General features: G+C 67.7%; 19 protein-coding genes. 6 read left to right on the plus strand and 13 right to left on the minus strand.

What is annotated here, in order from left to right; translation table 11 throughout:
* Positions 1–79 precede the first annotated feature (79 nt).
* The 7 genes from AC1D1W_RS01580 to AC1D1W_RS01610 form a co-directional block, all read right to left on the minus strand.
* The gene (locus tag AC1D1W_RS01580) at positions 80–982 is read right to left on the minus strand and encodes an aldose 1-epimerase family protein (protein WP_476942761.1); all 903 of its coding nucleotides are present in this window, start codon (positions 980–982) and stop codon (positions 80–82) included.
* Positions 979–2,499: an L-arabinose isomerase gene (araA, locus tag AC1D1W_RS01585; protein ID WP_476942762.1), complete on the minus strand. Its 1,521-nt coding sequence runs from the start codon at positions 2,497–2,499 to the stop codon at positions 979–981. Before araA ends, AC1D1W_RS01580 begins: the two co-directional genes overlap by 4 nt.
* 75 nt (positions 2,500–2,574) lie before the next feature.
* Positions 2,575–3,255 (minus strand): L-ribulose-5-phosphate 4-epimerase, encoded by a 681-nt coding sequence (locus AC1D1W_RS01590; protein WP_243178196.1) that lies wholly within the window; start codon positions 3,253–3,255, stop codon positions 2,575–2,577.
* Positions 3,252–5,024, minus strand: a complete 1,773-nt coding sequence (gene araB / locus AC1D1W_RS01595) for a ribulokinase (RefSeq protein WP_476942763.1) — start codon at positions 5,022–5,024, stop codon at positions 3,252–3,254. Before araB ends, AC1D1W_RS01590 begins: the two co-directional genes overlap by 4 nt.
* Before the next feature lie 109 nt (positions 5,025–5,133).
* Positions 5,134–6,156, minus strand: coding sequence for a LacI family DNA-binding transcriptional regulator (locus AC1D1W_RS01600; protein WP_243178194.1), 1,023 nt, complete (start codon positions 6,154–6,156; stop codon positions 5,134–5,136).
* 195 nt (positions 6,157–6,351) lie between these two features.
* Positions 6,352–7,431, minus strand: coding sequence for a LacI family DNA-binding transcriptional regulator (locus AC1D1W_RS01605; protein WP_243178193.1), 1,080 nt, complete (start codon positions 7,429–7,431; stop codon positions 6,352–6,354).
* A 1-nt stretch (position 7,432) separates the two neighbouring features.
* On the minus strand, positions 7,433–8,683 hold the full coding sequence (locus tag AC1D1W_RS01610; protein WP_243178192.1) for a Gfo/Idh/MocA family protein: 1,251 nt from the start codon (positions 8,681–8,683) through the stop codon (positions 7,433–7,435).
* 171 nt (positions 8,684–8,854) lie between these two features.
* Here AC1D1W_RS01610 and AC1D1W_RS01615 point away from each other — a divergent pair, with 171 nt between their 5' ends.
* The 6 genes from AC1D1W_RS01615 to galK all read left to right on the plus strand — a co-directional run bounded on the left by AC1D1W_RS01615 (position 8,855) and on the right by galK (position 16,835).
* Entirely contained in the window at positions 8,855–9,814 is a 960-nt protein-coding gene (locus tag AC1D1W_RS01615) for a carbohydrate ABC transporter permease (RefSeq protein ID WP_476942764.1), read from the plus strand.
* A gap of 12 nt (positions 9,815–9,826) precedes the next feature.
* Positions 9,827–10,759 (plus strand): carbohydrate ABC transporter permease, encoded by a 933-nt coding sequence (locus AC1D1W_RS01620; protein WP_459383508.1) that lies wholly within the window; start codon positions 9,827–9,829, stop codon positions 10,757–10,759.
* Between the two features lie 85 nt (positions 10,760–10,844).
* Positions 10,845–12,188, plus strand: a complete 1,344-nt coding sequence (locus AC1D1W_RS01625) for an ABC transporter substrate-binding protein (RefSeq protein ID WP_243178189.1) — start codon at positions 10,845–10,847, stop codon at positions 12,186–12,188.
* Positions 12,189–12,297: 109 nt separating this feature from the next.
* Positions 12,298–14,463, plus strand: a complete 2,166-nt coding sequence (locus AC1D1W_RS01630; protein ID WP_243178188.1) for an alpha-galactosidase — start codon at positions 12,298–12,300, stop codon at positions 14,461–14,463.
* A 66-nt stretch (positions 14,464–14,529) separates the two neighbouring features.
* Positions 14,530–15,666, plus strand: a complete 1,137-nt coding sequence (gene galT / locus AC1D1W_RS01635) for a galactose-1-phosphate uridylyltransferase (RefSeq protein ID WP_476942765.1) — start codon at positions 14,530–14,532, stop codon at positions 15,664–15,666.
* The gene (gene galK, locus AC1D1W_RS01640) at positions 15,663–16,835 is read left to right on the plus strand and encodes a galactokinase (protein WP_476942766.1); all 1,173 of its coding nucleotides are present in this window, start codon (positions 15,663–15,665) and stop codon (positions 16,833–16,835) included. The genes galT and galK overlap by 4 nt, the downstream gene beginning before the upstream one ends.
* Positions 16,836–16,902: 67 nt before the next feature.
* On the opposite strand, the gene AC1D1W_RS01645 is transcribed toward galK, so the two are convergent.
* From AC1D1W_RS01645 to AC1D1W_RS01670, 6 genes are all read right to left on the minus strand, one after another.
* On the minus strand, positions 16,903–17,619 hold the full coding sequence (locus tag AC1D1W_RS01645) for an urease accessory protein UreD (protein ID WP_476942767.1): 717 nt from the start codon (positions 17,617–17,619) through the stop codon (positions 16,903–16,905).
* A gap of 269 nt (positions 17,620–17,888) precedes the next feature.
* Complete coding sequence (gene ureG, locus AC1D1W_RS01650) at positions 17,889–18,506, minus strand: urease accessory protein UreG (protein ID WP_476942768.1); 618 nt, start codon at positions 18,504–18,506, stop codon at positions 17,889–17,891.
* Positions 18,507–18,540: 34 nt separating this feature from the next.
* Positions 18,541–19,206, minus strand: a complete 666-nt coding sequence (locus AC1D1W_RS01655) for an urease accessory protein UreF (protein WP_243178183.1) — start codon at positions 19,204–19,206, stop codon at positions 18,541–18,543.
* Between the two features lie 141 nt (positions 19,207–19,347).
* Positions 19,348–19,830 (minus strand): urease accessory protein UreE, encoded by a 483-nt coding sequence (gene ureE, locus AC1D1W_RS01660; RefSeq protein ID WP_243178182.1) that lies wholly within the window; start codon positions 19,828–19,830, stop codon positions 19,348–19,350.
* 19 nt (positions 19,831–19,849) lie between these two features.
* Positions 19,850–21,619: an urease subunit alpha gene (ureC, locus tag AC1D1W_RS01665; protein WP_476942769.1), complete on the minus strand. Its 1,770-nt coding sequence runs from the start codon at positions 21,617–21,619 to the stop codon at positions 19,850–19,852.
* On the minus strand, positions 21,616–21,981 hold the full coding sequence (locus tag AC1D1W_RS01670; protein ID WP_476942770.1) for an urease subunit beta: 366 nt from the start codon (positions 21,979–21,981) through the stop codon (positions 21,616–21,618). Before AC1D1W_RS01670 ends, ureC begins: the two co-directional genes overlap by 4 nt.
* Positions 21,982–21,987 lie beyond the last annotated feature (6 nt).

A 21,987-nucleotide genomic window follows, 5' to 3' on the forward strand; every position in this document is an offset into this window, starting at 1 on the left:
TATGGTCAAAGATAGCTTCTTGAAACATGTGAGTCAACGCACATTCGGCGCCAATCTCCTTCGGACCGCCGCCGGACCCTCACACGGCGAAGATGCGCCAGGCCGCGCGGTGCGAGGCTCCGGGTCCGAGCCGCACGAGGTCCGTGCCGGTGTTGAAGGCATCCGGCGGACAGGTCATGGGTTCCACGGCGAGTCCGAGCCGGCCGGGCAGCGGCGGTTCAGCATCCCCGGTGTAGAGCTGCAGCCAGGCGCAGCTGCGGTCCCAGGCCATGCCGACGCCGGTCCCGCCCGGGTCCCGGACCACGACGTGTGCCTGCCCGTCACCGTCGAACACCATGTCGGTGAAGGCATGGTCGATCTTGGTAGAACCGATGACGCGGGCCGCGCGGAAGTCATATCCGTGTCCTTCAACGGACCGGGTGGCGATCGGCAGCAGCCGGTCCGGCGTGACCTTGAGGAACGTCCGTGCCGGCACCTCCAGGCTCCATTGGTCCAGCGGCGCCGGCCCGGCCAGCAGATACGGGTGGGGACAGACCCCGTAGGGTGCGGACCGCTGCCCCACATTGGCTGCTGTGACGTCAGTGTGCAGGCCCCCGCTGGCCAGCCGGTAGCTGGCGGTGATCGACAACGCGAAGGGGTAGCCCGGCACCGGCCCGATGGCGCAGGAGAACTCCACGGCGGAATCCGTCCGGGACTCCAGCCTCCACTCCAGCCCCGGGGTGAAGCCGTGCAGGGCGCATTGCCGGTCGGGTTCGTTGACCGGGAGCTCGTAGTCCGCACCGCCAAAGGTGTACGTCCCGTCGGGAATCCGGTTCGGCCAGGGTGCCACGATGACGCCGCGGAAGTCCGGGTTGGGCCCGCCGGCCGGGAACGGGACGATCAGGTCCCGCCCGCGGAACTGCAGCGTCCGCACCGCTGCACCGCGGGCGGCGACGACGGCGGTGTACTCCCCGTGCCGGAGCCCGTATTCGTCCCCGGTCACAGACCGCCGGCAAGCTTGTAGTAGGCGGCGTTCCAGGCGAGTTCCTTCTTGAAGCCCCTGATGGTGGTGCCGTCGTCAATGGTCAACAGTTCGGTTTGGGCGATCTCGGCGAAGTCCTCGAAGACGTCCATGCCGACGGCGGTGGAAAGCACAGTGTGGTGGGCGGCTCCGGCGGTCAGCCAGGCAGCAGCGGAGGTGGCGAAGTCCGGCTTGGGCGACCAGAGGGCACGGGCCACCGGCAGGTTGGGCAGCGGCTGTTCAAGGTCCACGACGTCGACGGCGTTGGCCACGAGGCGGAAGCGGTCGCGCATGTCGGACAGCGCCACCACGACGCCGGGGCCGGCATCGGTGTCGAAGACCATGCGGACGGGATCTTCCTTGCCGCCGATGCCCAGCGGGTGGATTTCCACGCGCGGCTTGGCGGCGGTCAGGGACGGGCAGACCTCCAGCATGTGCGCGCCCAGGATTTTCTCCTGGCCCGGGACGAGGTGGTAGGTGTAGTCCTCCATGAGCGAGGCGCCGCCGGGGAGCCCGGCGCCCATGACTTTGGCTGCCCGGACCAGGATGGCAGTCTTCCAGTCACCCTCGGCGCCGAATCCGTAACCGTCGGCCATGAGGCGCTGGACGGCCATGCCCGGCAGCTGGCGCAGTGCGCCGAGGTCTTCGAAGGACGTGGTGAAGGCGGCCGAGCCGTTGGCCTCCAGGAAGCTGCGGAGCCCCAGCTCGATCCGGGCGCTGTAGCGCAGCGACTCGTGGCGCGGGCCGCCGGCGCGGAGTTCGGGGGCCACGTCGTAAAGCCGCTCGTATTCGGCGACGAGGGAGTCGACGTCGGACTCTGCCGCGCCGTGCACGGCGTCGGCGAGTTCATTGACGGACCAAGAGTTGACCGAGACGCCGAAGCGCAACTCGGCCTCGGTCTTGTCCCCTTCGGTGACGGCGACATTGCGCATGTTGTCGCCGAAACGGGTCAGCTTGAGGGTCCGGACGGCCGCCCAACCCGCCGAGGCGCGCTGCCAGGATCCGACCTGGCGGGACACCTCGGGGTTGGACACGTGGCCGACAACGGTTTTGCGCGGGATGCCGAGGCGGGACTGGATGTAGCCGAACTCGCGGTCGCCATGCGCGGCCTGGTTCAGGTTCATGAAGTCGAAGTCGATGTCCGCCCACGGCAGTTCGACGTTGGCCTGGGTGTGCAAGTGCAGGAGCGGCTTCCGGAGCAGGTCCAGGCCCTGGATCCACATCTTGGCCGGGGAGAAGGTGTGCATCCACGCGGTCACGCCGATCACGGCGTCGTCCGAGTTGGCATCCAGGGCGGTGCGGCGGATGGCGTCCGAGTCCGTGAGCACGGGCTTCCAGACGATTTTCACCGGGACGTCGGCGGAGGCGTTCAGCGCGTCAGCGATGTCTTGGGACTGGGCGGCGACCTGCTTGAGGACGTCCTCGCCATAGAGGTGCTGGCTGCCGGTAAGGAACCAGACCTCGTACTGCTCAAGGGACGTGTTGTTGGCGTTGGACATGTTTTCTCCTGCGGATGGTTTGGGGGCGACGCGGCTTCGGGGCCTGGTTGTGGGCCTAGCGGCCTGGTTGTGGGCCTAGCGGCCGTAGACGTTCTGGTAGCGGGCATAAAGCGAGTCGATCTGGGCCGGGTCGATCGGCAGTGGTTCACCGAGTTGCCGGGAAATATGGACGGTCCGTGCCACTTCCTCGCACATGACGGCGGCTTTGACCGCCGAGCGGGCATCCTTGCCCACGGTGAAGGGCCCGTGGTTCTGCATCAGCACGGCCGGCGAGCTGGATTGGGCCAGGGTGTCCACGATGCCGCGGCCGATCGAGTCATCCCCGATCAGCGCGAACGGGCCCACCGGGATCGTCCCACCGAACTCGTCACCCATCATGGTCAGCACGCAGGGGATCTCCTCTCCGCGCGCGGCCCAGGCCGTGGCGTAGGTCGAATGCGTGTGCACCACGCCGCCGACCTCCGGCATGTGCCGGTAAACGTAGGCGTGCGCCGCGGTGTCCGAGGACGGTGACAGCGCGGGGTTGCTCCAGTCGCCCTCCGCGGGCGTGCCGTAGAGGTCCGTGACAACCATGCTCCCGGGCGTGAGGTCCGCGTAGGAGACTCCGGACGGCTTGATGACCATCAGGTCATGGCCGGGGACGCGGGCGGAGACGTTGCCGGCCGTCCACACCACCAGTTCGTAGCGCGTGAGTTCGGCGTGCAGTTCGCAGACCTCGCGACGGACCTCCGCGATGCTTTCCAGCAGGTTGCTCATGCGGACACTTCCTCTGCGACCGGGCCGGCGGGGACGGCGGGGACGGCGTTCTGCTGGGGAGCGCCCGCAGCGGCGGTAAACGAGGGCCTGGCCGCACGCTGGATCGCCTTGAGGCGGTGCATCACGCTGTTGGTGCCGCGGCCGAAATAGTCGTGCAGCGTCCGGTACTCCTGGAAGAGTTTTTCGTAGGCGGCAACATTTTCCGGAATGGGAATATAGATGCTGCCGGGCTCCGATCCCATGGCAGCCGCAGCGGCACGGATATCCGCGTATTCACCTGCGGCCACGGCGGCGTGGATGGCCGACCCCAGGGCGGGCCCCTGGGTTGAGCCGATGGTGGAGAGCGGCAAGCCGGTGATATCCGCGTAGATCTGCATGAGCAGCTTGTTCTTCAGCAGGCCGCCGGCCACGATGAATTCCCTGACCGGCACTCCCGAGTCGCGGAAGGCGTCCACGATGGTGCGCGTGCCGAAGGCCGTGGCTTCCAGCAAGGCCCGGTAGGTGTCTTCGGGCCTGGTGGCGAGGGTCTGACCCACCACGACGCCGGAGAGTTCGTGGTCCACCAGCACGGAACGGTTGCCGGAGTGCCAGTCCAGGGCAATGAGGCCGTGTTCGCCGATGGCTTGGCGGGAGGCCAGTTCCGTGAGGTATTCGTGGATGCCCAGGCCTGCCGCTTCCGCTGCCTGGTGGTACTCGGGCGGGACGCCATTGTTCGTGAACCAGCCGAAGATGTCGCCCACTCCGCTTTGGCCAGCTTCGTAGCCCCAAAGTCCGTCGACGATTCCGCCGTCCACCACGCCGCACATGCCCGGGACTTCCCGCAGTTCGGCACCGTTCATAACGTGGCAGGTGGAGGTTCCCATGATGGCCACCAGCTGCCCGGGCTCAACTGCCTTCGCTGCGGGCGCCGTGACGTGGGCGTCCACGTTGCCCACTGCGACGGCGATGCCTTCCGGCAGTCCGGTCCAGGCGGCGGCCTCGGCCGTCAGATGGCCGGCTGCATCGCCGAGCCGGCCGATGGTGTGCGCCAGCTTGGCGCTGACGAAATCCTTGAAGTCCGGGTTCAGGGCGGACAGGAATTCCTTGGATGGGTAGCGGCCGTCCTGGTAGATCCCTTTGTAGCCGGCCGTGCAGGCGTTGCGGACGTAGTTACCGCACAGCTGCCAGACGATCCAGTCAGCCGCTTCCACCCAGCGGTCCATCGCGGCGTAGCTTTCCGGGTCCTCCTCCAGCAACTGCAGGCCCTTGGCGAACTCCCATTCGGAGGAGATGAGTCCGCCGTAGCGCGGCAGCCAGTTTTCGCCGAGTTCCGCAGCCAGGGCGTTGATGCGGTCCGCCTGCGGCTGGGCGGCATGGTGGCGCCACAGCTTCACGTAGGCGTGCGGGCGGTTGGCGAATCCGGGAAGCTCGTTCAGCGGTGTGCCGTCGCCCTTGACGGGGACCATGGTGCAGGCCGTGAAGTCGGTGGCGATGCCCACCACGGCGGCCGGGTCGATCCCGGCGTCGGCGACGGCCGCGGGCACAGCCCGGCGGAGCACGTCGCGGTAGTCGTTGGGCACCTGCAGGGCCCATTCGCCCGGAAGCCGGATGCCGGCGACCCCAGCCGTGTCTTTCGGAAGCTCGCCGGTGACCACGGCATGCGGGTACTCAAAGACCCCGCTGCCCAGTTCCTTGCCGTCCCGGACCCGGACGACGACGGCCCGCCCGGAAAGCGTGCCGTAGTCCACGCCGATGACAAAGTTTTCGGTTCCGTCCACTGAGAAGTCCATCAAATCCTCCAATAGGTTCCGCGACATTGCGAACCCCCCTATTGTTAGCGCTAACAAACATGCTGTCAAGAAGCCTGGCACGTATTGCCGGAACGGAGGGCTTCGGCCCTTAGGAGAGACGGGGACGGGGTGCGGTGCTGGCGCGCACCACGAGCGCAGGTTTGACCACCAGGGCGCCACTGGCGGCATCACCCTCGACCTGGGCGCGTATCAGGTCCATACAGCGCTTTCCGAGTTCCTCGAAGTCCTGTCGCACAGTGGTCAGCGGCGGCATGAAGTAGGCGGATTCGGGCTGGTCGTCAAAGCCAACCACGGAGACGTCTTCCGGAACCCGGATGCCCTTCTCGCCAAACGCCCGCAGCAGCCCGAGCGCCATCTGGTCGTTGCTGACGAACACTGCGGTGGCGCTGCGCTGTTCTGCCAGCTGCTGCCCGATCCGGTACCCGCTGTCCGCACTCCAGTCCCCCTCGACCAGAAGCTCGTCGGAGAGGCCGGCTTCCGCCAACTCCTCGCGCCACCCGTCAACCCGGGCTTTGCCGTCCACCCAGTCGAGCGGTCCGGAGACATGGCCGATCCGCTCGTGGCCAAGGCTGATCAGATGGGCGACGGCCAGCCGCGCGCCGAGCTTCTGGTCGACCATCGCGCCGCTCAACCGCCCTTCTCCGGCTCCGCCGACGACGATCACCGGGAGATCCAGGTTCAGGTCCTCGAGCACCTGAAGTGTCCCGTCGTGCGGCACGATCACAATCAATCCGTCCGCGCCCTGGTCCGTCAGGTGCCGCACCGCATCGCAAATGGCCTTCGCCGCGGCCCCCTTAATCGCGGCAATACTCACGAAATACCCTGCTTCCCTGGCGGCTTGCTGGACCCCCAGCAGGGTATTCGCCGGGCCGTATTGCCCGAGCTCGGAGGCGAGGACACCGATGGTCTGGGTGCGCCGGGTCACCAGGCTCCGGGCGGCCGTGTTGCGCCGGTAGCCGAGTTCGGCAATCGCCGCCTCGACCCGGGACTTTGTTCCCGTGCTGACATTCGGGTGGTTGTTGATCACCCGTGAGACGGTCTGGTGGGAAACCTTGGCCAGCGCTGCGACGTCTTCGAGCCGCGGCTGCCGCCGGTCATTGTTGTTCCCCATGCGAGGCCCCTTTCGTTCCGATGCCGTCCACCGGCTTGAATCAAATTGTGAAATCAAACGATAGGAGGGCACGGGGCGCCCGCTGGTCGGCCGCCCCCCGGCTCCTGTTAGCGCTAACGATAGTCCATTTGGACCCTGGTGTGACGCCCGCAGGGAACGACGCCGGGAACCGCAACGACGTGCGCGGCGGGGAGCTTACGTGCCCGGCTGGGCCGCTACCGGCGCGGCGGGCCCGGGCGCGGCGGGTACCGGCGAGCAGCCGCAGGACGCGCGCAGGACCAGGTCCACGGGGAAGATCCTGTTCCGGGTGGGAGACACGCCGTCAAAGCCAATGAGCGCTTCGACGGCGGCCTCGGCCATGGCCTGGACGGGCTGCGCGACCGTGCTCAGCGGCGGCCAGCTGAACTCCGCCTCAGCCGAGCCGTCGAAGGAGAAGACCGCCAGGTCCTCGGGGACCCGAAGCCCGGCCTCGGACACGGCGCGCAGCAGGCCGACGGCCTGCAGGTCGGAACTGACGAACACGGCGGTGGGTCGGTCCGCGGCCGCAAGCAGCCGCTGCCCGGCCCGGTAGCCGCCCTGCCGGTCGAAGTCACAGCGCAGGATGGGTCCCTCCGGGAGGCCGGCCTCCGCGAGCCCCTGCTGCCACCCGACCTCGCGGGCATCGAGATCATTGCCGGCGTTCATGCCCATGACCAGTGCGATGTTGCGGTGGCCGTGGCCCACCAGGTGCTCGACGGCACGCCGGGAGCCTTCCAGCAGCTCCACGCCGACCGAGTTGAAGCCCGGCACCTCGGTGCTGTGGTTGAGCAGCACGGCGGGGATCTCCGAATGCTCCAGCTCGGTCAGGTCGGGTTCGAACAGCACGCTGGAGAGGAAGACCCCGTCAACGCGGCGGCTCGCGAGGTTCCTGACCTGGCGGCGCTCATTGGCCGCCGATCCGCCCGAGTTCGCCAGCAGCAGGGCATAGCCGCGCGCCGCCGCGGCTTCCTCCACGGCGCGGGCCAAAGTGGCGAAGAAGGGGTTGGTGGTGTCCGGGACCACCATGCCGAGCATCTCGCTGGAGCCAAGTTTCAGTGCCCTCGCCGCGGCGTTCGGACGGTACCCCAGGGCGCTGATGGCCTCGCGGACTTTCGCAGCAGTCACCGGGGAGACCCGCTTGGGGCCGCCGTTCACCACATAGCTGACGACGGCGGTGCTGACGCCCGCCAGCCTGGCCACGTCTTTTCGGGTGATCGTGGGCCTGGCGGAGGCGGGCGAGTGTGGCACAGTGACCATGCTACCGCCGGAGTTCCCGGGCAAAGCCTTCCTCATTGATTCCCTGCGCAGGCAGCCGAACGGGGGCGTCGCCGTGGTCCGGCACGGGCAACCGCTCCCCGCCGCGGAGGGCGGACTCGTGCGCCACGATCCCCGGCAGCGTGTAGCGGGCGGCTTCCCAGGCGTTGACGGGCGGGAGCGTTCCCGTGTCGACGGCCGTGGCGAAGTCGTCCACCAGGAAGTGGTGGCTGCCCTCGTGCCCGTTGTGAAGTCCGCGGAACTCGGCCGGAAGCCGGCCGGCGTCGTGCACGGCGGCCAGCCCGGAGCTGAAGGCGTCGCGCAGGGCCGGTGCGACGCCGGCCAGCGCCGGATCGTCCGCGGCGAGCGTGGCCCGGGTGGCCAGTTCCTCGCTGACATCGGTCACGGACTCCTTGTCCTGCCACACACTGACCAGGGCCAGCTGCTCGAAGCTGGCTTCGGTGCCGAAGAAACGGAAGCGGCTTTCGCGCAGGTGGGAGGGGTAGCCGACGCGGCGCATCTCATTGATGCGCATGGACCCGCCGGTTGAAAGCTCGAACAGCGCGGTGGCATTGGAGAAGTCGTTGCCGAACATGCTGACGTCCTTGTCGAACACACCGTCTCCGCGCTCGTCGGGGACGCCAATGCAGCTGACGCTGACGGCATGGCCGCCGATCGCGCCCAGCACCCCGCCGGTGGAGTGGGTCGGGTACAGCATGGGCGGGTAGCTGGCGGTGCTCTTCCAGTCCTCCCCGCCGCTGTACTGGTAGGCCTCGTAGAAGCCGAGATCCATGTCGTGGACGTAGTCGCCCTCGGCGTAGAAGATGCGGCCAAAGGCGCCTTCAGCCTTGCGCTTGCGGGCATAGACGGTGGCGGGGTTGTAGTAGCTTGTCTCGCCCATCATGTAGGTCAGGCCCGTCTCCCGGACGGCCTCGATGATCCGGGCGATCTCGTCCTCGCTGATGGCCATCGGCACTGCCGAATACACATGCTTGCCCGCCCGGAGCGCCTGCAGCACCAGCGGGCCGTGCGTCCAGCGCTGGGTGAAGATCGCCACAGCGTCGAGGCCGCCGTCGAGCATGGCCTCAAAGCTGGGATAGGTCCCCGCCAGGCCGAGCCGCTCCCGGAGGGCCTCGGCCCGTTCCGGCAGGACGTCGGTGACATGGACTTCTGAAATCGCGGGATGGGCGTCGAAGAGTTTGGCGAAGGCGCCTGCAAACTGTCCGGCGCCGACGATGCCTAGTGAGAAAGTCATGCACGCAAGTTTCACACCAGTTTCTACTCGAGTCAATAGCAGACGATGAGCAGAAATTTTCCGCCCGGAAACATAAAAGAAACGGTTGCGCATCGGAAAGTTACTCGTGTAGATTCAAGCCTCAGTTGTAATCCACGTCACAGCATCCACGTAACTGCGGAGGAACCACCAATGACCACCACAACTGCCCGCGGAGCCGCCCTGGCCCGCAAGGCGACCGGCCCGGGAACGGGCAACGCTGCCCCCCGCCGCCGCCGGCGCCGACCCCGGAGCGACCTGAGGGTCGCCCTCTTCTTCATCGCCCCGGCCTTGCTCGGCTTCGTTGCCTTCTACCTGGTGCCGAGCATCCGCGGCGTCTACCTCAGCTTCACCGAGTACAGCGTCTTGGGGGATCCCACCTGGATCGGCACCAAAAACTACACAGCGATCTTCGCGGACGATCTCTTCTGGAACGCCATGGCCGTGACGGTCCAGTACGTGGCACTGAACATCGGCTTCCAGACCGCCATCGCGCTCGGACTTGCCCTGCTGATGCACAACGTCGCCAAGTCCACGCTTATCCGCGGCGCCCTGCTGCTGCCCTTCCTTGTGGCGAACGTGATCGTCGCGCTGTTGTGGTTCTGGATGCTCGACTACCAACTCGGTATCGTCAACGAAATCATCAACTGGATGGGCCTGCCGCGCATCGCCTTCTTCGGCAGCGAGCAATGGGCCATCCCCACCATCGCCGGCGTCAACGTCTGGCGCCACATGGGCTACACCGCCCTGCTGATCTTCGCCGGCCTGCAGTCCATTCCCAACCACGTGTACGAGGTCGCCTCGCTCGACGGCGCCTCCCCGACCCGGACTTTCTGGAGCATAACGATGCCGCTCCTGCGCCCAGTGCTGGTGCTGGTCCTGGTGGTCACCGTGATCGGCTCCTTCCAGGTCTTCGACACCGTGGCTGTGACCACGGGCGGCGGCCCGATCAATGCTTCCCGCGTGATCCAGATGTACATCTACCAGAAGGCCTTCGGTGAATCCGACTTCGGCTACGCCTCGGCCCTGTCCGTCATTCTCTTCGTCATTCTCGCTCTTGTGGCCTTCGTCCAGATGAAGTTCCTCAAGGGCAACGAATCGGATCTGGACTAAGGAACCCCAGCCATGACTACGTCCGCCCCTTCCCGTAAGAAGCCCGTCTCCAGCGTCCCCCCTCCCAGGAAACCGGTCAACTGGCGCCGCGTCGGTGCCTGGACCCTCGTCGCCATCGCCGTCGTCGTGACGATCGCGCCGTTCCTCTGGATGCTCCGCACCGCACTGTCCAGCAATGCCTCCCTGGCCTCGAACGCCAGCAACCTGCTGCCGGCCGACTTCAGCCTCGGCGCCTTCAAGCGGGTCCTGGGGCTGCAGAGCCCCGAGGAAGCAATCGCCGAGGGCGGCTCCGGCGCCGCCATCAATTTCTGGCTGTATCTGCGGAACTCCGTCATCTTCGCCACCGTCACCACCGCCGGGCAGGTCTTCTTCAGCGCGATGGCCGCCTACGCCTTCTCCCGGCTGCGCTGGCCGGGCCGGAACGTGGTGTTCGGCCTGTTCCTGGCCACCATGATGGTTCCGCCGATCTTCACAGCCCTGCCCAACTTCCTGATGATCAAGAACCTCGGCCTGCTCAACACCTTCGCCGGCCTGGCCCTGCCGTTCCTGTTCATGACCCCCTTCGCCATCTTCTTCCTGCGCCAGTTCTTCCTCTCCATGTCCCGCGAGGTGGAAGAGGCCGCCATGCTCGACGGCGCCAAACACGTGCGGATCTTCTTCCAGATCGTGCTCCCGAACGCCGCGGCCCCCCTGGCCACCCTGGCGCTGCTGACCTTCATCGGCCAGTGGAACGAGTACTTCTGGCCGCTGCTGGTGGGCCAGGACGAAAGCGTCCGCGTCCTCACCGTGGGCCTGGGCGTCTTCAAGTCCCAGTCTCCGCAGGGCGCCCCCGACTGGTCCGGCCTGATGGCCGCCACCCTGATCGCGGCCCTGCCCGTCCTCCTGCTCTTCATCGCCTTCGGCAAGCGGGTGGTCAACTCCATCGGCTTCTCCGGCATCAAGTAACCCCGGCCCAACCCGCAGTGCCCTTCAAAGCACTGCCCGTCAACAAGCATTCCCCTCAAAGAAGCACTTCCATGAAAGGTCCACCATGAAGAAGACCCTCGGCGCCGTCGCTGCCGCTGCAGCCATCGCCATCTCCCTCTCCGCCTGCGGGGGGTCCGCCCCGGCCTCCACCGAGGCCAAGGGCGACATCAACTACTGGCTGTGGGACGCCAACCAGCTCCCGGCCTACCAACAGTGCGCCGATGACTTCCACAAGGCCAACCCAGACATCAAGGTCAAGATCACCCAGCGCGGCTGGGATGACTACTGGACCACACTGACCAACGGCTTCGTCGCCGGCACCGCCCCCGACGTCTTCACCAACCACCTCTCGAAGTACCCCGAATACGCCGCGAAAAAGCAGCTGCTCTCCCTCGACGAGGCGGTGGCCAAGGACGGCATCAAGCTGGAGAGCTACACCAAGGGACTCGCCGAGCTCTGGGTGGGCCAGGACGGCAAGCGCTACGGACTGCCCAAGGACTGGGACACCGTGGGCCTCTTCTACAACACGGCCATGACGGACTCCGCCGGCCTGACCGCCGAGCAGATGGCCAACCTGGAATGGAACCCGCAGGACGGCGGCAGCTATGAGAAGGCAATCGCGCACCTGACCGTGGACAAAAACGGCGTGCGCGGCGACGAGGCAGGTTTCGACAAGAACAAGGTGGCCGTCTACGGACTCGGCCTGGCCGGCAGCGGCTCCGGGCAGGGCCAGACCGAGTGGAGCTTCCTCAGCGCCACCACCGGCTGGAGCGCCACGGACAAGAACCCCTGGGGCACCAAGTTCAACTACGACGACCCCAAGTTCCAGGAGACCATCGCCTGGTGGGCCGGACTGACCGAGAAGGGCTACATGCCCAAGCTCGAGACCACCGTCGGCGCCAGCCTGGCGGACAACTTCGGCGCCGGCAAGGCTGCCATCAACACCACGGGTGACTGGCTGATCGGCCAGTACAAGAGCTACAAGGGCGTGAAGACCGCGTTCGCCCCCACCCCGAAGGGCCCCGAAGGCAAACGCGCCAGCATGTTCAACGGCCTGGCCGATTCCGTCTGGGCCGGCACCAAGAACCCGGCAGCCTCGATCAAGTGGGTCGAATACCTCGCCTCCACCGCCTGCCAGGACGTCGTAGCCTCCAAGGGCGTCGTGTTCCCGGCTCTCACCAGCTCCTCCGACAAGGCAGCCGAAGCATTCAAGGCCAAGGGCACCGACGTCTCCGCCTTCACCACCCACGTCAAGGAAGGAACCACGTTCCTGTTCCCGATCGCGGATAAGGCAGCCAAGGTGGACGGCATCATGAAGCCGGCCATGGACGCCGTCCTCTCCGGCAAGAAGCCTGCCAGCTCCCTCACCGAAGCCAACAACCAGGTCAACGCCCTCTTCAACAAGTAAGCGTTCGAAGCCACAGCCGCCCGCCACGGCGGCGCCCGGTGCGCGGGATCCCCGAGCCGGAATCCCGCGCACCAGCACCTGACTTCCGCACTACCGAAAGCGAATCCCCATGCACCCCGTGCACCTGCGTTCTGCCGGCACCAGCGTCCTGCTGGCCTTCGACTCCGGCGAGGCCGAGATCGTCCACTGGGGCGCCGACCTCGGCGAACACCTCCCCGATCTGGCGATCCTCCGCGGGCCGGTCCCGCACTCCGCCCTCGACATCCCCGTCGCCGCCGGACTGCTCCCGCAGGCCTCCTCCGGCTGGGCCGGGCGGCCGGGCCTGCGCGGGCACCGGAACGCCGACGGCGGCCCCGGCCTGGACTTCTCGCCGGCCCTGCGGGTGGTTGCCGCCCAGATGCAGGACGGCGGGCGCACGGTGGTGATCATCCACCGGGACTCCGAGGCCGGACTCGAGGTCAGTTCCGAACTCACCCTGCACCCCGGCGGCCTCCTGGAGCTGGCTCACACGCTGACCAACAGCGGCACGGCCGAATACCAGCTCGACGAACTCGCCACGGTGCTGCCGGTGCCGCGGGACGCCACAGAACTGCTCGATCTCACCGGACGCTGGTGCCGCGAAAACCACCCGCAGCGGCACGCCGTCCAGCAGGGCACCTGGGTCCGCACCGGCCGGCACGGCCGGACCGGCCACGACTCGTCCCTGCTGGTGGCAGCCGGGACCGCCGGCTTCGCCAACCGCACAGGCCAGGTCTGGGCCACGCACCTGGGCTGGAGCGGCAACCACGAGCAGTACCTCGACAGCCTCGCGGACGGCCGGCGCATGCTCGGTGCCGCCGAGCTGCTCGGCTCCGCCGAAGTGGTGCTGCGCCCCGGCGGCAGCTACCGGACGCCGTCGCTCTACGCCGCCTACTCCGGCCGCGGCCTGGACGGCATCACCGAGGCCTTCTACCACTGGTTCCGTGCCCGGCCGCAGCATGTGGACACCACCTCCGGCCGGGTCCGCCCGGTGGTGCTGAACACCTGGGAGGCCGTCTACTTCGACCACAGCCTCGAGCCCCTGCTCGAACTCGCCGAAGCGGCCGCCGGGCTCGGCGTGGAACGCTTTGTCCTCGACGACGGCTGGTTCCGCGGCCGCCGCGACGATCACGCGGGCCTTGGCGACTGGTACGTCGACGAGGGTCTGTGGCCCGAGGGCCTCACGCCGCTGATCGACGCGGTCACCGGCCACGGCATGGAATTCGGACTCTGGGTCGAACCCGAAATGGTCAACCTGGACTCCGACGTCGCCCGCGAGCACCCGGACTGGATCGTGGGCCCGTCGCTGCTTTCCCACAAGGACGGCGGCCGGCTTCCGCACGCCTGGCGCCATCAGCACGTCCTGGACCTCGCCAACCCGGAGGCCTGGCAATACATCTACGGACGCCTCGATGCCCTGTTGCGCGAGAACAACATCGCCTACCTCAAATGGGACCAGAACCGCGACCTAACCGAGCACGGCCGCGGCGGCCGGCCGTCCGTCCACGAGCAGACGCTGGCCGCGTACCGTCTCTTCGACGCGCTCAAGGCAGCCCACCCGGACGTGGAGATTGAAAGCTGCTCCTCCGGCGGGGCCCGCGTGGACCTCGGCATCCTGCAGCGAACCGACCGGGTGTGGGCCTCGGACTGCAACGATGCCCTGGAGCGCCAGACAATCCAGCGCTGGACCCAGGCCGTCCTCCCACCCGAACTCGTCGGATCACATGTCGGCCCCACCACGAGCCACACCACGGCCCGCACCCACGACATCTCCTTCCGCGCCATCACCGCCCTCTTTGGCCATTTCGGCATGGAGTGGGACATCCGCGCAGCCACGGACGAGGAACGGGCCACGCTGCGCCGCGCCATCGCGCTCTACAAGCGCCACCGCGCACTGCTCCACTCCGGCAAGCGCGTCAACGCGGACACCGCCGAGCCCACCCTGAGCGTCCACGGTGTAGTTGCGCACGACGCCGGCGAGGCCCTGTTCGCTGCCGTGTCCCTGGCCTCCGCCCCGGCTGAGGTCCCCGGACTGGCCTCACTGCCGGGCCTTGACCCGAAGCGGAACTACCGCGTCCGGGCCGAACTGCCTACCCTTCTCGACGGTGACTACGCGCACACCTTCTCCCAGATCCGGCCGCCGGCCTGGCTGGACGACGGGGCGGTTGCCACCGGGGCCTTCCTGCAGCACGTCGGCCTGCCCCTGCCGGTCCTGAACCCGGAGCACGCCCTGCTCCTCCACGTCCAGGCCCTCTGACCGTCCGGTCCCGCCCCCTGCTTCCGGGTCGGGCGCCGCACGTCCCCTCACTTTCGAAGGAACCCCATGACCAGCATCATCAGCCGCAGCGACGCCCCGGCGTCGGTGTCCGCGGTGACCAGTACGCGCCTCGCCGACGGGCGTGAACTCCTGTATTTCGACGATACTTCCCATCCCCTGCAGCGCCCGTCGAGGGACCGCCGCGACCTTCCCGAGCGTGGCCCGTCCGGGGAAATCCGGTACGACGCGCTGACCGGGGAATGGGTGGCGGTCGCCGCGCACCGGCAACACAGGACGCATCTTCCGCCAGCGGACGAGTGCCCGCTGTGCCCGAGCACCGACGCGCGGCCCTCGGAGATCCCGGCGGATTACGACGTCGCCGTGTTTGAAAACCGCTTCCCCTCGCTCGGTCCGGATCTCGCCGCCGCCCCGGCAGCGCCGGGCTGGGGTACCCGCGGGACCGCCGGCGGCCGGTGCGAGGTCGTAGCCTTCACGCCCGAGCACACCGGGACGTTCGCCGCCCTCAGCACCCGGCGGGTGCGCACCGTGATCGACGCCTGGGCGCACCGCACCGAGGCCCTGAGCGTGCTGCCCGGCGTGGCGCAGGTGTTCTGTTTCGAGAACCGCGGCCAGGACATCGGCGTGACACTGCACCATCCGCACGGCCAGATCTACGCCTACCCCTACGTCACGCCGAGGAGCGCGGTGATGGCCGCGGCCGCCCGGCAGTTCCATGAGGCGGCGGGCGGGACGGCCACCCTGACCGGGGCGATTTTAGCGAGTGAACGTGCCGACGGCGCCCGGATGGTGCTCGAGGGCGAATTCTTCAGCGCCTACGTGCCCTTCGCGGCACGCTGGCCGCTGGAAATCCATCTGGTCCCGCACCGCCAGGTTCCGGACCTCGCCGCGCTGACCGGCGCCGAGCGTGACGAGCTCGCCGTCCTCTATCCGGACCTGCTGGGCCGCCTCGACAGGCTCTACGGCAGCCCGACGCCGTATATCAGCGCCTGGCACCAGGCCCCCCTTGACCCGGTGCTGCGCCGGTCCGGGTACCTGCACCTGCAGCTCACCTCCCCCCGGCGGGCCGCGGATAAACTCAAGTTCCTGGCCGGCTCCGAGGCCGCCATGGGCGCCTTCATCAACGACACCACTCCCGAAGAGGTCGCAGCCCGACTCCGGGACGCCAGGACAGGAACGGCATGACCACCACCGACACCGCAGGAACGGCCCTGGCGGACACGCTGACCCGCGCCTTCGCCGGCCACTTCGGCCATGACGCCGACGGCGTGTGGCAGGCGCCGGGACGGGTCAACCTGATCGGCGAGCACACGGACTACAACGACGGCCTTGTCCTGCCGTTCGCCATCAACCGCTCCACCACCGTGGCCGTGTCGGCCCGGGCGGACCGCACCGTGCGGCTGGCCTCGGCGTTCGCGGCCGCTGACCCGGTCGAATTCGATCTCGATACCTTCGCTCCGGACCAGGCGGCCGGCTGGTCCGCGTACCCGGCCGGCGTGGCCTGGGAGCTGGAAAGGGCCGGCATCACGGTGCCGGGCTTTGACCTGTACGTGACCTCCGATGTCCCGGTCGGCGCCGGGCTGTCCTCCTCCGCTGCCCTGGAATGCGCCGTCGCGTTGGTCCTGTCCGACCTCACCGGAGCGGGCCTGGGCCGAGCCGAACTGGCGGACATCGGGCGGCGGGCCGAAAACAACGTCGTCGGCGCCCCCACCGGGATCATGGACCAGTCCGCGTCGATGCTCGGCACCCGGGATTGCGCCGTCTACCTGGACTGCCGCGACCTCAGCTCGCACCCGGTGCCGCTCGGCCTGGCGGAGTCCGGGCTTCTCTGCCTCGTGATCGACACCAAGGTCTCGCACGCCCATGCCACCGGCGGGTACGCCGAACGCCGGGCCTCCTGCGTCCGGGGCGCCCGGGTCCTGGGCGTCGGCGCCCTCCGCGACCTCGACGCCGCCGATCTGCCGCGGGCCGCGCGCATCCTCGACGACGTGACGTTCCGCCGGGTCCGGCACATCGTCACCGAGAACGAACGGGTCGCCCGGACCGCGGAACTGCTCACGACCCATGGGCCGCTGGCAATCGGAGACCTGCTGGACGCCAGCCACCGCTCCATGCGGGACGACTTCGAAATCTCCTGCCCGGAACTGAACCTGGCCGTTGACACCGCGCGCGCCAACGGGGCCATCGGGGCCCGGATGACCGGCGGCGGGTTCGGCGGCTCCGCCATCGCCCTGGTTCCAGTGGACGACGCCGATCAGGTCCGGTCCGCGGTCCTGGCCGGCTTCGCCGTCCGGGGGCTGCAGGCACCCGATGTCTTCGCCGTCCTGCCGGCAGAGGGGGCGCGCCGGCTGTGATCAGGCCGCCGGCGGGTGGTCAGCGGCCGAAGCCGGGGCTGCGCGGCTCTCTGCTGGGTCCCGGCCATCAGTACTTCCTCAGATCCAGCGGGTCCTGGCCGTACCAGCGCTTGCGCAGCAGGGCGGTGGCGGCTCCCAGAACACGCCGCAGCTCCTCCGTGCTGTTCGAGAGGGACCTCAGCACCAGCCCGGCCGTTCCCAGCACGGCGGCGGTGAGCGAGATGCCGGTATGGGCGCCGAGCCCGGCCGTGATCTCGTGGAGTTCGTCGGCAAGGGCTTGGTCCACCCGCGGGTCCACGACGATCAGCGACCCCAGATGGCTGAAGCCCTCCATGAACGCCAGGCCCGTCACGTCGTCCAGGGGCGGCCGGATGAGCACGTTGTCCAGGGCCAGCAGCCCGCCCGCCTCCCCGACGGACGTCTCCGACTCGACCCGGATCTCGGTCCGCAACCGCAGCTCCTCGTACCGGAACGAGGCCCCGTCCGGCGACCACCCCGGGGTCACAATTTCGGCCATGATGAGGCTCGACGACGGCCGCACCGTCACGTGCGTATTCTGCCGGTAGCTGGCCTCCCGGTAGGCGATCACCTGATCCGGGGCGAGCTCCAGCCGAGCCCCCTCCCCGAGCCGCAACCGCATCCGCTGTTCGGCAAAGGATCCCGGAGTTCTGTAGATCTTGGTGGCCGACTGCGTGGCGAGCAGCAGCTTCGCCCCATCGGCCACCTCCACGTCAATCACATACAGGTCAGCCCCCAAATACGCCCCGCCCGGATTGACGAGCACATAACAAACCTGCCCGCTGCCATCCAAGTAATGCGGCCGCAAAACCCTCAAAGCCCCCCGATGGAACTGGTGCGTGGCGACAGAACGTCGCCCACGCTCGGCCACCACGAGTTCGAGCTGACCCATCGGTTCCCGGGCGCTCTGGTTGGCTCCAGCGGCTTCGCCGGATTTGGGGCCGTGCCCGCTTCGCGGTGCCCGCCACGCCGCGGCCCCAAAATCCGGCCTCGCCGCCTCAGCGGTTAGCTCGCCGGGACTGACCCCGGGAGCACTCACGGCGCCAGGTCGAGCATTAGGACGTCCCGCCGCACCCAGTCGATGACGCGGTCCAGCCCCTCGTCGGTCTTGAGGTTGGTGAAGCAGAACGGCTTCGCGCCCCGGAATTCCTTGGAGTCCCGCTCCATGACGGCCAGGTCCGCGCCCACGTGGGGGGCGAGGTCGGTCTTGTTGATGATGAACAGATCGGACTTGATCATGCCCTGGCCGGCCTTGCGCGGGATCTTCTCACCCTGGGCCACGTCGATGATGTAGATGGAAAAGTCCACCAGTTCGGGGCTGAACGTTGCGGAGAGGTTGTCGCCGCCGGATTCCACGAAGATCACCTGCAGGTCAGGGTGCCGCTGCTTCAGTTCCTCGATGGCGGCGGTATTCATGGACGTGTCTTCGCGGATGGCGGTGTGCGGGCAGCCGCCGGTTTCAACGCCGATGATCCGGTCGATCGGCAGGATCCCGTTGGCGGCGAGAATCTTGGCGTCCTCGATGGTGTAGATGTCGTTGGTGATGGCCGCCATGGAGATCGCCCGGCTCATGTGACGGGTGAGCCGCTCCACGAGCTGGGTCTTGCCGGCACCCACCGGGCCGCCGATGCCGATCTTGACGGGCTCAGACATATTCTTCTCCAGACATATTTCGTGTGTAGCTCGGTTAACTCATGAACATGCGGGCGCGCTGGCGTTCGTGCCGCATTTGCGAAATTTCCAGCCCCGGGCTGACGGCCCCAAAGTCATCAGGCGTGAGGTGACTGATCCGCTCGATAGCGGCGGCGACGCCGTCGGCGGCCTTCCGCAGGATCCGCTGGCCGGCGTTCTGCCCCAGCGGGATCGCCCGGACGGCGTTCTGCGTCAACGACGTCACCGCGGCGAACAGGTAAGCGGCGAGGGCCTCGGGGAGCGGTACGTTCAGGGACCGTGCGACGACGGCGAACGCCAGCGGCTGATGCCCGGCGGCACGGCCGGAACCCACCAGCTTCCGGTACTCCGCCAGATCTGCGGACGGAAAGATCTCGGCGCCGATCTCCAGTAGACGTCCGCCCATCTTGGTACTGGCCTCGCGCAACTGCCGGGGCAACAACTGGGCGGTCAACAACGCATCCAGTTCGGCAACCGGAACGTCCTCATAGAGGAACCGGATTGCCAGGGCGTCCGAGTACGTCAGCTGCTGCGAAATGAACGCCGCCAGCCACACCCCAAAGGACTCCTCATCGTGCACCAGCCCGCGCTCCACATACGTCTCAAACCCCAGCGAGTGAGCAAACGCCCCGGTAGGCAAAGCGGAATCCGTCAGCTGCTGCAACGCCAACTGGTAAGTCATAACGGGCTCCACGACGCAAGGCAAGCAGTCGAACCTGCGAAGGCGGGTGATAGGGGTCGCGGCGTGGCGGGCACCGCGAAGCGGGCACGACCCCTATCACCCGCCGCAGCGCTGGCGGCGCCCCAGCCGCGGAAGAGAAAACTAGTGCGAGTGTTCGGCATGGCGGAAGGGTATGGGCATCACGCGCTCCTGGCGGTCGTGGGGCGCTCCGACGTGTTTGAGATAGTCCTCCACGGTGTGGTCGTACTGGCAGACCATCACCTCCGCCCCGTACTCCGAGGACGCGTCGAAGAACTGGGCCTGCAGGTGCCGGTTGCCCAGGGAGTGGGCCACCATCCCCATCTCGTGGATGGAGCGCGGGGCGATCACCAGGACGTCAGTGGGCAACACCGACACCACGATCATGTTGGTGTCGGCCACGTGCAGGATGTCGCCGTCGCGCAGGTCCCCGGAACCGGCGGGGAGGCGGATGCCGAGTTCCTTCCCGTGGTCGGTGGTGACGCGCTGGATGCGTTTGACCAGCTGGGCGCTGGGCAGCACCACCTTCTCCCGATGGAGCCCAAAGTAGGGGTCCGGACCGGGAGGGAGGTCGTGGGTGTTGCCGAGGACCTTTTCGATGATCATGGTGGTCTCCTCTGGAAGCCTAGAAAAGGAAGTAGCGCTGCGCCATGGGCAGCACGTCTGAGGGCTCGCAGGTGACGTCCTCGCCGTCGACGCTCACCTGATACGTTTCCGGGTCCACCTCGATATCAGGGGTGGCGCCGTTGTGCTTGAGGTCCGCCTTGGTGAGGTTCCTGATTCCGGACACCGGCCGGATGACCTTCTCCAGTCCGAGCTCCGCCGGGACCCCGGCGTCGATGGCGGCCTGGGAGAGGAAGGTGATGGAGGACTGCTGCAGCGCCTTGCCATAGGCGGCGAACATCGGCCGCATGGTGCGCGGCTGCGGGGTAGGAATGGAGGCGTTGGCGTCACCCATGAGGGCGTAGGCGATCTGGCCGCCCTTGAGCACAAGGTCCGGCTTCACCCCGAAGAACGCGGGGTCCCAGAGCACCAGGTCGGCGAACTTGCCGACCTCTACGGAGCCGATGGAGTCGGCCATGCCCTGCGCGATGGCGGGGTTGATGGTGTATTTCGCCACGTAGCGCTTGAGCCGGAAGTTGTCGCTCTCCGCGCCGCGGCCGGAAGGGGCGCCGTGGCTGCCGGCGGCGCTATCCCCTGTGTCGTCCCTCTGGGGGTCTTTGAGGACGCCGCGCTGTTTCTTCATCTTGTCCGCCACCTGCCAGGTGCGGATGATCACCTCGCCCACCCGGCCCATGGCCTGGGAGTCCGAGGACGTGATCGCGAAGATGCCCAGGTCCTGCAGGACGTCCTCGGCGGCGATGGTCTCGGCGCGGATGCGGGAGTCCGCGAATGCCACGTCCTCCGGGATGTCCGGGTTCAGATGGTGGCAGACCATGAGCATGTCCAGGTGCTCTTCGATGGTGTTGCGAGTGTACGGCAGGGTCGGGTTGGTCGACGCCGGCAGGACATTGGGCAACCCGGCGATTTTGATGATGTCCGGGGCGTGGCCGCCGCCGGCGCCTTCGGTGTGGAAGGTGTGGATCACGCGGCCGTCGATGGCCCGGATGGTGTCCTCCACGAAGCCGCACTCGTTCAGGGTGTCGGTGTGGATGGCCACCTGGACGTCGTACTGGTCCGCTACCTGCAGCGACGTGTCGATCGAGGACGTGGTGGAGCCCCAGTCCTCATGGACTTTCAGCCCGATCGCGCCGGCGCGGATCTGCTCGGCCAGGGGTTCGACGGCGGACGCGTGGCCCTTGCCGAACAGGCCGATGTTGATGGGCAGCCCTTCGGCGGCCTGCAGCATCCGCTGGATGTGCCATTTTCCGGGGGTGACCGTGGTGGCTTTGGTGCCTTCGGCGGGACCGGTGCCGCCGCCGATCATCGTGGTCACGCCGCTGCACAGGGCGGCGGGGACCTGGTCCGGGGAGATGAAGTGGATGTGCGAGTCCACCCCGCCGGCGGTCAGGATTTTCCGCTCGCCCGCAATGATCTCGGTGCTCGCGCCGATCACGATGTCCACGCCGTCGGTGATCTGCGGGTTGCCGGCCTTGCCGATCCGGAAGATGTGGCCGTCCCGGAGCGCGACGTCGGCCTTGTAGATGCCGGTGTAGTCCAGCACCACGACGTTGGTGATCACGGTGTCCGGAATGTCCGCATCACGGGTCAGTTGGCCGTTCTGGCCCATGCCGTCGCGGATCACCTTGCCGCCGCCGAACACCACTTCCTCGCCGTAAACGGTGAGGTCCTTCTCGATCTCAAGAAACAGATCCGTGTCGGCCAGGCGGATGGCGTCGCCCGTCGTCGGGCCGTAGAGGTCCGCATACTGCCTGCGGGATAGCTCGAAACTCACTGTGCGTCACCTTCCCCTTCGGGAACGTGGAGTCCGGAAACAGGGAGTTCGGTCTTGCGGAGTGTGCCGTTGACGGCGTTGCTGAGGCCGTACACTTCCCGGCTGCCCGCGAGCTCGATCAGCCGGACGGTCCTGCTGTCCCCGGGTTCGAACCGCGCGGCCGTGCCGGCCGGGATGTCCAGCCGGCGGCCGTAGGCGGCCGCCCGGTCAAACTGCAGCGCGGAGTTGGCTTCGGCAAAGTGATAATGCGAGCCCACCTGGACGGGCCGGTCTCCGGTGTTGGTCACCGCGACGTCCACCGCCTCACGGCCGGCGTTGATGACCAGCGGAGCGGAACTGAGAACGTATTCTCCCGGAATCATCGAAGC

Source organism: Arthrobacter sp. P1_B4 (genome assembly GCF_056406555.1).